The organism is Nocardia xishanensis NBRC 101358 (assembly GCF_001613365.1).
Taxonomy (GTDB): Bacteria; Actinomycetota; Actinomycetes; order Mycobacteriales; family Mycobacteriaceae; genus Nocardia; species Nocardia xishanensis.
Map to the genome: position 1 here is coordinate 1 of NZ_BDCF01000089.1, position 13,313 is coordinate 13,313.

The 13,313-nt window shown below is 68.7% G+C and carries 12 protein-coding genes and 1 pseudogene; 6 read left to right on the forward strand and 7 right to left on the reverse strand.

From position 1 onward, the window contains the following. Positions 1-453, reverse strand: a pseudogene (locus NX1_RS34025) (STAS domain-containing protein); the annotation flags it as partial. A gap of 124 nt (positions 454-577) precedes the next feature. After that, positions 578-1,171, reverse strand: coding sequence for a mycofactocin system transcriptional regulator MftR (gene mftR / locus NX1_RS34030; RefSeq protein ID WP_068069011.1), 594 nt, complete (start codon positions 1,169-1,171; stop codon positions 578-580). Positions 1,172-1,257: 86 nt separating this feature from the next. Between mftR and mftE the strand changes: the two genes are divergently transcribed. Next, a complete protein-coding gene (mftE, locus tag NX1_RS34035; RefSeq protein WP_068069014.1) occupies positions 1,258-1,962 on the forward strand; it encodes a mycofactocin biosynthesis peptidyl-dipeptidase MftE in 705 nt (234 codons plus the stop codon). Then, a complete protein-coding gene (gene mftD / locus NX1_RS34040) occupies positions 1,959-3,158 on the forward strand; it encodes a pre-mycofactocin synthase MftD (protein ID WP_068069017.1) in 1,200 nt (399 codons plus the stop codon). Before mftE ends, mftD begins: the two co-directional genes overlap by 4 nt. 7 nt (positions 3,159-3,165) lie before the next feature. Here mftD and NX1_RS34045 read toward each other — a convergent pair whose 3' ends face one another. Further along, the gene (locus NX1_RS34045) at positions 3,166-3,633 is read right to left on the reverse strand and encodes a MarR family winged helix-turn-helix transcriptional regulator (RefSeq protein WP_068069020.1); all 468 of its coding nucleotides are present in this window, start codon (positions 3,631-3,633) and stop codon (positions 3,166-3,168) included. 326 nt (positions 3,634-3,959) lie between these two features. Between NX1_RS34045 and NX1_RS34050 the strand changes: the two genes are divergently transcribed. Then, positions 3,960-5,636 (forward strand): fumarate hydratase, encoded by a 1,677-nt coding sequence (locus NX1_RS34050; RefSeq protein ID WP_068069031.1) that lies wholly within the window; start codon positions 3,960-3,962, stop codon positions 5,634-5,636. 187 nt (positions 5,637-5,823) lie between these two features. Next, complete coding sequence (locus NX1_RS34055) at positions 5,824-6,222, forward strand: hypothetical protein (RefSeq protein ID WP_068069023.1); 399 nt, start codon at positions 5,824-5,826, stop codon at positions 6,220-6,222. 1,172 nt (positions 6,223-7,394) lie between these two features. Here NX1_RS34055 and NX1_RS34060 read toward each other — a convergent pair. Next, positions 7,395-7,676: a hypothetical protein gene (locus NX1_RS34060; protein ID WP_157120368.1), complete on the reverse strand. Its 282-nt coding sequence runs from the start codon at positions 7,674-7,676 to the stop codon at positions 7,395-7,397. Positions 7,677-7,913: 237 nt separating this feature from the next. On the opposite strand from NX1_RS34060, the gene NX1_RS34065 reads away from it, so the two are divergent. Together NX1_RS34065 and NX1_RS34070 are read left to right on the forward strand one after the other, a co-directional pair. Beyond that, entirely contained in the window at positions 7,914-8,306 is a 393-nt protein-coding gene (locus tag NX1_RS34065) for a hypothetical protein (RefSeq protein ID WP_068069028.1), read from the forward strand. Positions 8,307-8,510: 204 nt separating this feature from the next. Continuing rightward, entirely contained in the window at positions 8,511-9,032 is a 522-nt protein-coding gene (locus NX1_RS34070; RefSeq protein WP_245668888.1) for a M15 family metallopeptidase, read from the forward strand. Positions 9,033-9,118: 86 nt separating this feature from the next. On the opposite strand, the gene NX1_RS34075 is transcribed toward NX1_RS34070, so the two are convergent. The 3 genes from NX1_RS34075 to NX1_RS34085 all read right to left on the reverse strand — a co-directional run. Beyond that, positions 9,119-9,391 (reverse strand): DUF2283 domain-containing protein, encoded by a 273-nt coding sequence (locus NX1_RS34075; protein WP_218024226.1) that lies wholly within the window; start codon positions 9,389-9,391, stop codon positions 9,119-9,121. A gap of 63 nt (positions 9,392-9,454) precedes the next feature. After that, positions 9,455-10,807: an MFS transporter gene (locus NX1_RS34080; protein WP_084501975.1), complete on the reverse strand. Its 1,353-nt coding sequence runs from the start codon at positions 10,805-10,807 to the stop codon at positions 9,455-9,457. 11 nt (positions 10,808-10,818) lie between these two features. Further along, the coding region (locus tag NX1_RS34085) for an SbcC/MukB-like Walker B domain-containing protein (protein WP_281217549.1) at positions 10,819-13,313 on the reverse strand (2,495 nt) is incomplete at its 5' end.

Consider the following 13,313-nt stretch of genomic DNA (forward strand, 5'->3'; position numbering starts at 1 on the left):
TACGAAGGAGATGGCCACGGTGCTCGCGATGCGGTTCGCGGCGGGCTCGTAGGCGTCGAGGGCGTGGTTCAGCAGCTCGAAGTTGGACTGGTACTTCTCGAACAGCGAGCGGGCCAGCACATCTCGCAGCAGGAGCACGATACCGAGGACCTCGTCGGTCTCGACGCCTCTCGGGATGATGCGCTCGGACAGGTCGCGCGCGTAGGCCTGCAGCGCCTCGACGCTACCGGTCTCGAGCACCTCGACGTAGTTGTCGTAGATGGAGGTGGCCTCGGAGAAGATCTCCTCCGGGGTCATGGCGGTGAGCAGCTGGGCGTCGGTGATGCGGCGCGCCCACTCCTCGCGCAGGGCGGTGCGGTTCTGGCGCAGATGTTCGACCAGCTGCGGGAGCAGGTTGTCGACCGGTCCCGCGGCCAGCGAATCCGCCGAAAGGCTCATGGACACCTCGGACATGGAAATTCCAGCCCCTTTCGACGGGTGGGTCGTGGTTCGTCGTGCGCTCGGCCGTGGCCGAGTCCGAGCCTAGTCATACCCCATCGCGATTGCCGCTGAAACCTATGGGTAGCTCGCGCACAATTCATGTGGGCGTCACGAATCCGCGCTCCAGCGCGAGCAGGGCCTCGTCCAGGTAGACGGTGAGATCGGCGTCCGCCCGGCGCAACCAGGCGTCGAAGGCGGCGCGGGCGGCCGCGAGGGTGGTGCGGCCGACGGCCATCGGGATGAGCCCGTCCTCGGGTTCGCCGAGCCGTCGCCCGGCGAAGGCGCTCACCGCGCGCTCCCACGCGTCGTAGTGCGCACCCGCGGTGGCCGATAGCGCGGGCACGGTGGCCACCAAGTGCATGCGCCTGCGCAACTCGGGCACGTCCTCGGCGCGATAGCGGTTGGCGTTCACCACGACTCGGCGCACGGCGGTCATCATCGGCACGTCGTCGGGCACCGTCGCGAAATCCGCGCGCAGATTGGCCACCTCGTCGTCGAACTGGTGCCAGAGCACCTCGGCCTTGGTGGGGAAGTAGCGGAAGAAGGTGCGCCCGCTGATGCCTGCGGCGGCGGCGATCTGCTCGACAGTGGTGTCGTCGAAGCCTTGTTCGGTGAAAAGGCGCATGGCGATGACTTCGAGCTCGCGCTTGGTGGTGCCGCGGGGTCGGCCCCGGGTGGTCCGCGTGGTCACCCAGTCATTATGGACGCCACCGGTTCAAATTTTGTCAGTCGATGAAAGTATTGATTTTGTCATTCGGTGACGTTAATCTCGCTGACATGCGCGGCATGGCGGATCTCACATGGCCGGAGGCGGGCGAGCGCGCCGCCGGTGCGATCCTCGCCGTGCCGGTGGGCGCCACCGAACAACACGGGCCGCACCTGCCGCTGTCCACCGACACCGACATCGCCGTCGCGCTGTGCGCCGGGCTGGCCGCCGCGCGCCCGGAAGTGCTCGTGGCGCCGACGATTCCGTACGGATCCAGCGGTGAACACGCGGGATTCCCCGGCACCCTGTCCATCGGGCAGGCCGCGCTGGAACTGTTGATCGTCGAGCTGTGCCGCTCGGCCACCGACACCTTCGACCGCATTCTCGTGGTCAGCGGGCACGGCGGAAACCTGGCACCGCTGCACCGCGCCGAGGAGCTGCTGCGCCGCGAATCCCGCGACGTGCGGGTGTACCTGCCCAACTATCCGGGCGGCCTGCACGCGGGTCGCGCCGAAACCGCGATGCAGCTCGCGCTGCGCCCCGATCTGGTGCGCGCCGAGCGCGCCGAGAAGGGCGACACCCGCCCACTGGACGAGCTGCTGCCGCTGCTGCGCGCCGGGGGAGTGCGTGCGGTGAGCCCGAACGGCGTGCTCGGCGATCCCGCGGGCGCGCACGCCGAAGAGGGACACGCCCTGCTCGCCCGATTGGCCGACGACTTGACCCAGAAGACCCGGCACTGGTGGCCGGCGCACGCCTCGAAAGGACTCCCGTCATGAATCCCTGGTTCGAAACCGTCGCCGAGGCGCAGCGCCGAGCGAAGAAGCGACTGCCGAAATCGGTGTACGGCGCGCTGATCGCCGGCTCCGAGCGCGGTCAGACCATCGAGGAGAACCAAAAGGCCTTCACCGACCTCGGCTTCGCGCCGCACGTCGCCGGTCCGATCGGCGAGCGCGACCAGTCGACCACAGTGCTCGGTCAGTCGCTGTCGATGCCGGTGCTGATCTCGCCGACCGGCGTGCAGGCCGTGCACCCCGACGGTGAGGTGGCCGTCGCGAGGGCGGCCGCCGCGCGCGGTATCGCCATGGGACTCAGCTCCTTCGCCAGCAAGCCGATCGAGGAAGTGATCGCGGCGAACCCGGCCACCTTCTTCCAGCTCTATTGGTGCGGCGGCAAGGACGAGATTCTGCAGCGCATGGCGCGGGCCAAGGCGGCGGGCGCGGTCGGACTCATCCTCACGCTCGACTGGTCCTTCTCGCACGGCCGGGACTGGGGCAGCCCGGTGATCCCGGAGAAGCTGGATCTACGCACCATGATCAAATTCGCGCCGCAGACCCTGGCCCGCCCGCGCTGGCTGGCGACCTTCGCCCGCTCCGGCCGCATCCCGGATCTCACCGCGCCCAACATGGTGGTCGGCGACGGCCCGGCCCCCGGTTTCTTCGGCGCCTACGGCGAGTGGATGGGCACGCCCGCCCCGGACTGGGACGACGTGCGCTGGATCTGCGACCAGTGGGACGGTCCGGTGATGCTCAAGGGCGTGATGCGGGTCGACGACGCGCAGCGCGCGGTCGACGCGGGCGTCGCCGCGATCTCGGTCTCCAACCACGGCGGCAACAACCTGGACGGCACCCCGGCCGCCGTCCGTGCGCTGCCGGTGATCGCCGACGCCGTCGGCGGCCAGATCGAGGTGGTGCTCGACGGCGGCATCCGGCGCGGCAGCGATGTGGTCAAGGCGGTCGCGCTCGGCGCCCGCGCGGTGATGATCGGCCGCGCCTACCTGTGGGGCCTCGCCGCGAACGGGCAGGCGGGCGTGGAGAACGTGCTCGACATCCTGCGCGGCGGCATCGACTCGGCCCTGCTCGGTCTGCGTAAGACGGCGATCACCGACCTGGACCGCGGCGACATCGTGGTGCCCGACGGTTTCGAACGGGCGCTCGGCGTGCCCGCGGCCGCGAAGGCGCCGACCTCGTCGTGACGCCTGCTCAACCCGGGGGTTGTCTGCGGTGGTGTGCGAGCAGCGTGTCGTAGATATCGGCCAGCGCGCTGAGCTGTTCGCGGTCCAGCGCGTTGATCATGTGCTTGCGCACGCTGCGCACGTGCGCGGGCGCCGCGGTACCGAGCACGTCGGCGCCGCGCTGGGTGAGCCGCGCCGCGGTGCGGCGCGCGTCGTCGGGGATCGGCTCGCGCACCACCAATCCGCGCTTCTCCATCCGGGTGATCTGATGGGAGAGCCTGCTCTGCGACCATTCCAGCGCCTCGGCCAGGTCGGCGAACGTCAGCCGGTGGTCATCGGAACCGGCCAGCCGCGCGAGCACCGAGTACTCGACGTAGGTCAGGTTCGACTCGCGCGACGAGTCGCGTCCCACGGCGGCGGCGATGAGATCGCGGGTACGCACGAATCCCAGCCACGCCCGCATCTCGATGTCGTCGAGCCACTGCGGATCGGTCACGGCAGCCTCCAAGCCTCTGACGTGTCAGCAAATTGCCCCGCTGTGGTCGTGTCGAGCGCGACAAACTGTAGGGACTGACAGGTAGCACCACTGGGGTTGAACGTGCAACCTTTTGTGCGGCTTACCAATGCCGGGTCCGCCGAGTCGCGCACTCGCACTATGGGTTCGGTGCGGCGGTGATGTGTCCGCCTGCGCAATTAGGTTTGCCTAACCCGGGTCGGTTCCGGACCGCTGGATAGGCTCCCTGTGCTTGTGACCAGCCCGGCTCAGCCCGCTGCGGCCGACGGTCCGCTCGAGCCCCAGTCTCACCCGAAGGAGTGCGATCCGTGACCGCCCCGGAATTCCGCTATTCAGATCTGCTGCCGACCGGCGCCGATGACACGCCGTACCGGCTGCTGACCACCGAGGGCGTCAGCACCTTCGAGCACAACGGACGCACGTTCCTGCAGGTCGAGCCCGAGGCGCTGCGGCTGCTCACCGCCGAGGCGATGCACGACATCAGCCACTACCTGCGGCCCGCGCACCTCGGACAGCTGCGCAAGATCATCGACGACCCGGAGTCGTCGGGCAACGACCGCTTCGTCGCGCTCGACCTGCTGAAGAACGTCAACATCTCCGCGGGCGGCATCCTGCCGATGTGTCAGGACACCGGCACCGCGATCGTCATGGGCAAGAAGTCCGAGGGCGTGCTCACCGGCGTCGACGACGCCGAATGGATCAGCCGCGGCGTCTACGACGCCTACACCAAGTTGAACCTGCGCTACTCGCAGCTGGCCCCGATCACCATGTGGGACGAGAAGAACACCGGCTCGAACCTGCCCGCGCAGGTCGAGTTGTATTCCACCCAGGGCGATCCCGCGCACCCGTCCTACAAGTTCCTGTTCATGGCCAAGGGTGGCGGTTCGGCCAACAAGTCCTTCCTCTACCAGGAGACCAAGGCCATCCTGAACCCCACGCGGATGCTGGAGTTCCTGGACGAGAAGATCCGTTCGCTGGGCACCGCGGCCTGCCCGCCCTATCACCTCGCGGTCGTGATCGGCGGCACCAGCGCCGAGTTCGCGCTCAAGACAGCGAAATACGCCTCGGCGCACTACCTGGACAACCTGCCCACCGAGGGTTCGCTCGCCGCGCACGCCTTCCGCGATCTCGAGCTCGAGGAAGAGGTCTTCAAGCTCACCCAGTCGTTCGGGATCGGCGCGCAGTTCGGCGGCAAGTACTTCTGCCACGACGTGCGCGTGGTGCGTCTGCCCCGGCACGGCGCCAGCTGCCCGGTGGCGATCGCGGTGTCCTGCTCCGCCGATCGGCAGGCGCTGGCCAAGATCACTCCGGAAGGCGTATTCCTGGAGCAGCTCGAGCGCGAGCCCGCGCAGTATCTGCCGGAGCAGACCGATGAGATCCTCGGCGGCGACGTGGTGCAGATCGACCTGAATCGGCCGATGTCGGAGATCCGCGCCGAACTGTCGAAATACCCTGTCAAGACCCGGCTTTCGCTGACAGGTCCGCTGGTCGTCGCGCGTGACATCGCGCACGCCAAGATCAAGGAGCGGCTGGACGCGGGCGAGCCGATGCCCGAGTACCTGCGCGACATGGCCGTCTACTACGCCGGGCCCGCCAAGACCCCCGACGGTTACGCCTCCGGTTCGTTCGGTCCCACCACCGCGGGCCGGATGGACTCCTACGTCGACCAGTTCCAGGCGGCGGGCGGCTCGTTCGTCATGCTGGCCAAGGGCAATCGTTCGGCGCAGGTCACCAAGGCGTGCAAGGAACACGGCGGCTTCTACCTCGGTTCCATCGGCGGCCCCGCGGCCCGGCTCGCGCTGGACTGCATCAAGTCGGTGGAGGTGCTCGAGTACCCCGAGCTGGGTATGGAGGCGGTCTGGAAGATCGAGGTCGAGGACTTCCCCGCGTTCATCGTCGTCGACGACAAGGGCAACGACTTCTTCGCCGAGACCCAGAAGCCGATCGCGCTGCGCGTGCGTACCCGGTCCAAGGAACGCGTCTAGGCGCGCCTTCGCTTTCGCCGCGGCCGCGGCTGTCGGCGGACTCCGTCCGGCAGCACCGGTCGGCCGCGGCCGTGGCGCGGGCAGTGGTGCGGACACGGCGATGTCACCATGATCACCGGTGTGACATCGCCTCCCTCCCAGGCACTCTTAGCGAGCGAGGTCGCTGAGCTTCGAGCCGAGGAGGGCAATGAACACGTCGTTGTTTCGCGTCTCGGAATCGGCCGGGCGACGGCTTGTCGCGCGAGCCGCACTGGAGGGAACCAGCTCGACCGCACTGCTCGACAGGCTGATTCGGGAGGGGGTCGACCAATTGGAACACCCGGGGATCGTGTTCCGCGGGCCGATCCACGACCGGCGGGCCGCGCTGGTCGCCGGACCCGATGTCTGGGAGGTGGTGGCCCGCCTGCTCGAACTGGACGGTCCGGTGGAGCACCGGATCGCCGTGCTGAGCTGGCAATCCGATCTGCAGTCCCGCAAGATCAGGACGGCGCTCGCGTACGCGCGGGACTACGGGATGGAGATCGGCGCCAGGATCGGTCGCAATCGTCAAGCCGCCGAAGCGATTCAGCGGGGTGAGCCGATCTAGAGTGTGAAAGCCGACCGGTTGGTCGCGCGCCGAGGCCGTTCGTCGGCCTCGGCGCTTTTCGTTGGTCTGGGTTCGGGTTGTGTTCTGTTGGGCGAAAAGACTCGCGGCGCAAATGGTTCGGACAAACCGCTCGTAATCGACGTGGCGGTTTCAGCCGAACCGGTATCGGGTCGGTCGCGGGCGACCTAGGTAGCGGATTCGGGCGGCGGGCTTCAGGTGAGGTGATGACCTCGACCTGGGCATCGGCCCGGGTACGAGATGTACTGCCGGATACGGACATTCCGGTCCTTGTCGGCGACCGGCCCTTCCTTTGGAGGACGCCAACGGTGAGCTGGCGCGTGTCGTCCGGGCGCAGTGGGGGATTGGTAGCAAGCCTGCTCCCAGTGTGATCCACAGCACTGGATAACTATGTGGACAGCGATCTTTCCTGTGGATACCGGGTTTGCCCGGCAAGCGGATGCCGGATCCGATGGGGCGATCTGGGGCCGGGATGTAGCCAAAAGCTATTACAGCTGGTTATCCACATGCCTGTGGATTCTGGGGACCTGTGGAGTCGTCGCCGGGCCTCTGTCCACAGACGATCCACATGAAATCGCCGGTGCTGATGGCAAGTTGGCACGAGCTGCCGGTTTGCCTGGACGTGGCGGTACCGCCTCGGGCGCGCGTGCTCGGGTTGCTCGGACGACCGTGAAGGGACCGTCCAGTCTCGAGCTACCCAACCGCCATTTCCCCATCGAGCGCAGGACTCTCCGAGCGATGATCTGCGCCGCCCGCCTGAGTTCGGTGCCCTGGTCGCAGAGCTCGAGACTGCGGTGCGCATCGACCCCGACATCGCCCGCCAGCTGCTGGGCTTCCTGATCCGCAACGACCCGAGCCCGGCCAACCTCGCCCGCGATCGGAACTGCTGCTCCGGAAATCCGGTATGTCACCGCATTTGGTGCAGAGCCGCACCAACATCGAGAGCTCGCCGGCCTTGTACGAGCACGAACCCGATGAGATTGCGCGGGCACTCGGCCGAATCGGCACACGAGACGCGCAGACACTACGGCCCGGCCGGGAATCTGTTCATCTCCCACGACCTCGCACAGCTCACGCCTGGCTGAGGCGTTGACGCAGACAATATTCCGACCTTCGTTGTTTCCTGCGCCATTTCTGCCGGGACCCGATCTACATCAGGCCCGGCGCATGAAGGCCAGCATGTAGTAGACGTTCTCGATGTTCCGTTCGACCACGCTGACCAGCTCCCAACCCTGGGATTCGAGCAGCTCGATGCCGTTGACCAGGTGGACGACCGGCTCGAAGATCGCACGTTGATAGCCGGCCGAGCCGAACACGAAACCCCCGGTCTGAGGCGAGCTCAGGACCAGGTTCCGGCGCGGATAGGACCGCAGGTCCACCACGCCGTTCAACACGGCGAACACATCGAAAACAGGTCCGGGCGCGGGAGCATTCATGTCCCTATCGTTCTGCATACCCGCGGAGTCGCACACTTGCGGTCGCGCCGACTCGGATTCGATCGTCGGCACGCCACCGGCACGTCACCGTCGACTGCCTCTCTGCGAGCATGTCTCCATGATCGACCGACGGCTATTGAGCCGACCCGCGCATCGGAAGCGCCGATGATTCGTATCAATGTGACGAACGAGGACATCCGGCAGCGAGATTGGTTCGTGGAGCCGTAAGGCGACCACGTGACCCTCGAACCCGGCGACGTGATGGCCATCGAGTTCGAGCACCCGACCGAACTCGTCATCGACGTCACGATTGCACGAAGCCGGCGAGGAGATTTGGACGCATGGAAGGGGCGATCGGATCCTCGAAATCGCCGCCGATGGCCCAAGCGGCAGCTCCGACGACGCCATCGGCCGACGAAACAAAGCCCCAGCGCGGCGGTGACGACCGACGGTCAGGCGCGCCGCGAGCAGATCTTCGGGAATTTTCAGCTGCACATTCCCGATGTGCCGCTCGGCGACTCGAGCCCTCAACGTCAAAGGCGGACTCCGCGAATGCATCTCACTCTGATCCGCCACACGGGAGCCGGAGGAAGCAGGGACCTCGCGCGCATCCAAGCTCTCACGGCCTGAACCGAACAACGACCGTCAGCAGGGCGCCCTGGCTGCCGCGCGCTGGATGTGGATGTCGAGCGGGCGGCAGGTCGGGTTGGCGCGTTCGAAAGGAACCGGATTTCGGACGGTGTAGTGGCCTGTTTGCCGCGGATTGGTACGGGTCAGAGCGGATTTCACCTGGTGAAGGTCGGTTTCGGGAGGGGTTTGCGGTGCGCCGATAGGATGGCGCGCGTGTTGTTGAAGATCGATGGCTTCGGGAAGCGGATGGCGGCGGGGGTGCTGGCGGCGGCCGCGATCGGCGCGGCGGGTGCGCCACAGGCGCTGGCGACACCGGGTCAACAGGGGGAAGTCGTGGGTGCGGCCACCGGCGCCGAGGGGCTCGATCCGGCTCTCGCGGTGGCTTATTCCCTTGCCGAGGATACGGCGCACGCCGAGGGCGTCGTGCTCTGGATCAACTCCGGATACCGCAGCTACGCCGAACAGCAGGCGCTGTGGGAGGACGGCATCGCCACCTACGGCAGCCCCGAGGAAGCGCGCCGCTGGGTGCTACCGCCCGAGGAGTCCACTCACGTCGCAGGCCGGGCCATCGATGTCGGCCCGCAGCCTGGGGCGCAGTGGCTGGAACAGAACGGAAACCGCTGGGGCCTGTGCCGGACCTACGCCAACGAATGGTGGCACTTCGAACTGGCCGCCATCCCCGGCACCGCATGCCCGCCCCTCCGTTCGGACGCCAGCGAACGCTAGTCGACGCTGTCCAACGGTGGCGATGTTCGTTATCGGCCCGCGCTGGCCGAGGTCGAGGCAAATACACCCTGAGCCAGGGTTGCGTCTCAAGAGCGCGGCGGCGGGCTCGGGGCCCGGCCGAGGACTTCCGTCGGGACGAGGCGCTGGGCGCCTAGGACCTCGAAGCCGAGCAGGGTGCCGGAGGAGCTGAAGTCGAGAACGACCGTGCCGCCCTCGACCGGGGTGACGATTTGGCGGGTCGCTTCGCCAGGGGCTACCTCGTCGGCGATGGTGAAGTAGGCGGCGTCGGCGGCCGGGTCGTAGGTCATGTGCATGTCCGGTTCCTCCATCGCGTCGCCGTTGGACCATGGGCACTCCACGGTAACTCCGATATGGCCGCGCCGCCGAGTCCCGGCCCGTAACGGCGACGTCCGGACCCTCGATCAGCGCACCGGCGCCGGCTCGGGCGTCGCGGTCCGCCGGTCCGCGTCTCCCGCTCGCCGCGGCAGCACCCAGAACAGCGCGTACGTGCTGATCGAACTGATCGCGCACACCGCGACGATGTACCACGCGACAGGGGCCGACGAGCCCGCCGACCCCGATCCCGTCGACCACAGCGCCGTGGCGATGAGCGGCGCGAGCCCACCACCGAGAATCACGGAGATCTGGACGACGAGCGAGGTCCCCGAGTACCGCACCGCGGCGGGAAACAGTTCGGCGATGATGATGCCGCCCACGCTGTGGCTGATCGGCAGGACAACGCCCATCCCGATCAGCGCAACGAAGACGACGATCCGGTTGCCGGTGTTCAACAGCGGGAAGTAGACCGCGCACCAGACCAGCAGCGCCGCGGTGCCCGCGAGGAAGACTCGCGCGGTGCCGATCCGATCACCGAGCGCGCCCCACAGCGGCATGGTGGCGCACCAGACGATCGCGCCCACGATGACGCCCCCCAGCAGGAAGTCCCTGCTGAACCCGAGCGCCTTGGCGCCGTAGGTGAGCGTGAACACCATGAAGATGTACACCACGGCCGAGGTCGCGAGCGCCGCGCACAGGATCAGCGCCAGTCGCGCCACTCCGACGCGCAGCGCGTCGCGCAGCGGAAACGCCGACACCTCCCCGCGCCGCACCAACTCCGCGTACTCCTCGGATTCGGTGACGCGCAGCCGCACCACCAGGCCGACCGCCACCAGAATCACGCTGAACAGGAACGGAATCCGCCATCCCCAGGACTGGAACGCCGCGTCGGGCAGCAGCGCGCTCACCCCGAGGAACATCGCGTTGGCCAGGATCAGCCCGGCGGGCGTTCCCATCTGCGGGAAGCTCGCGTACCGGTTGAGCCGCCCCGGCGGCGCGTGCTCGATGGACAGCACCGTCGCGCCAGCACCTTCGCCGCCGAGCCCGACGCCCTGCGCGAGCCGCAGGACGACCAGCAGCACCGGCGCCCAGAATCCGATGCTCGTGTAGCTCGGCAGCACACCGATCAGCGTCGAGCTGACGCCCATCAGAATCAGCGAAACCACCAGCGTGGCGCGCCGCCCGAGCCGGTCACCGAAGTGCCCGAAAAGCAGTCCGCCGATCGGGCGCGCGCCGAATCCGACGGCGAAGGTGCTGAAGGCCGCGAGGGTGCCCGCTGCCGGGCTCAGCGAGGGGAAGAACTGCTTACCGAAGATCAGCGCCGACGCCGTGCCGTACAGCATGAAGTCGTACCACTCGAGCGTGGTGCCGATCAGGGTGGCCGCGGCGACCCGGCGCGGGGCGGACACGGTGGTGGAGCGAGGTGGAACCGAGATCACTGCAATCCATTTCAGCCGACGGGCGCGGGGGCGCCCGGCATATCGTCCAGGGTGAGCCCGCCCTCGATGGTGGCGGGCACGCGGCGGCGGTTGGGTGAGCCGAGCGCGGTGGTCAGATCGGCGCCGTCGTGTTCGGCGAGCAGATCGCCGCTGTCCCACACCAGCAGCGTCGCGCTCACCGTGTTCTCGGCGGTGGAATGCGCCAGGTCGTAGTGGGCGCAGCCGGGCACGTGCGGGTAGGTGATCCACAGGTCGTAGCCGGTCATGAACAGGTCGAGGTCGAATTGCACGCTCAGGCCGAGCAATTCGCTGCGGCCGTTGTCGTCGACGCCCGCGAACGCCTCGTCCAGCGCGAGCAGGCGCGGCGCCTGCGGATCGGCGGAGTCGAGCATGACGTGCGCGGCCGCGAACAGCGGCAGATGCAGCGACACCGATTGCTCGCCGCCGGAGAGCGCGCTGTGCCTGGCCACCGTCAGCTTGTCCTCGCTGCCGTCGCCGGAGATGAGGGTGAACGAGAACACCCGCCAGGTGCGGTAGTCCAGGGTGGCGGCGAGGATCTCGGGGTAGGAGCGTTCCGGGTGCGCGGCGCGCGCGGCGCGGATCTCGGCTGCGAAGTGCGAGCGGATCGCGGCCAGATCCTCGGAGCTCAGGGCGGTGGCATCGCGGTCGAGCAGCTTGCACATCGCCCTCGCGGCATCGGAGAGATTGTCGGCGAGCACCCAGTGCACGCCGATGGTGTTGCCGGAGGACATCCGCCGCTGCTTCATCTCCGCGCCCATCTTGGCGATGAGTTCACGTGCGTCGCTGGTGCGTTCGTGGATCTGCTGGGCCAGGCCGGTGAGCAGCGCGTCCTCCAGGATGCGCCGCTCGGCGTCGGTGAGCAGCAGTTCCTGATCGTGCCTCGCCTGGTCGATGCGCCCGGCGAAGTCGGCGAGCGCGGCGATCCCGTGCTCGTCCTGCACCTGCACCACCGTGAGCCCGTCGGCCGCGTCCCACTGCAAGCGGTAGTCGCGGCCCGAGGCGGCCAGCGCGGCGTCGAACTCCTGTAGCGCCGCGGTCACCGCGCTGCGGGTCGACTTGCGCGCGGCCTCGCCCGCGCGCACCGCGGCGGTGGCCTCGGTGAGGCTCGCGAAGAGTTCGGCGACCTCATCGGGCAGCACCTGCGGTTCGTGTTCCGGACCCGCCTGGGTGATCCGGTAGAGCAGCTGTTCCGGTGTCGACCAAGCCGCGTCGCTGCTCGGCCACCGGCACTCGGGCGACGCGCCGAGCAGCGACAGCAGATCCGGCTGGGCATAGGGCGCAAGGCTTTTCACCTCGGCGAGCACCTCGGTGAGCGCGGTGCCCAGCGACTCGTGCGCGGTGCGGTAGGCCGCTTCCGCGTCGCCGACCGCCTCGATCGCCTCGTTGGCGGCCTTGCGCGCGGCCTTCTGCTCGGCCCTCGTCGCCTCGATGCGCTGCCTGGCCTTGTCGAGCTCGCGGTCGATGTCCGCCGCGCCCGCGCCGAGCGCATCGCGCAGCGTCTCCAGTTTGCGCAACTGCTCCTGGTAACCGGCCTGAGCGGCCTCGGCCTCCTCGGCGAAGGCCTCGGCCAGGTCGCGCGCCTCGTCGTAGCGGTCGGCGCCCTCGCGTTCGCGTTCGCGTTCTCGCTCGTGGTCGCCGCGCAGCCGGAGCAGCCCGGTCCCGGTGTTCTCGAAATGCCGGATGGCAGCGGCCAGCGCGTCGAGTTCGCGCGGTTCGCGCGGCGTGCGGTGCGCGACGGCGGCGGCCCGCAGCTTCTTCTCGATGGCCGCGACCTCGGCGACGGCTTGGTCGAGATCCTTCTCGGCCTGCGCGGCGGCTTCCGAACGGGACCGCATGACGCCCGCGGTCTCGGACACCGAACGCAGCGCGGTGGTGACCGCGGCGGCGCGCGGAAGTGCCTTGGCGGCCGCCGTGATCCGAGCCAGCTCCGCCTCCGCCGCGCGGGCCTCCTCATCGGCGACGCGCTGGACCTCGGCGGCGGCGTCGAGCTGGGTCGCCAACTCGGCGAGCCGCAGTGCGCGGCGGCGGGCGCGGGCGGTCGCGCCGATGAATTCGGCGTCGGCCTTGTGATGCCTGCCCATCTGCACGCCCTGCCGGAACCCGCCCGCGCCGCTGATCGCCACGCCCGCGGCATCGTCGAGTTCGTCGAGCAGTGCGATCGAGGCGAGGACGTCGGAGACGACCTGGCGCGGGACGGTCAGGCCCTCGGTGTCCTCCTCGACCACGAGCACGTCCGCCAGGGTGCGTCCGGCCGGCTGGTCGGAGGGCGGCAGCGGAACCAGGAACTGGTCGCTGCGGTAGTCGGCGGGCAGTTCGCCCTCGGCGCACAGCCAGCCGTCCAGCAGTCCGGCGGCGTGCAGCGCGGCCTCGACACCGGCGGCGGTCTCGGGCGTCACGTCATCGGCGAAGCGGACCAGCCGCCACAGCGGCGCGCCGGGACGCCCGGTCCGGTCGTCGGTGCGTGCCGCGGTGCTGGGCGGTGCGT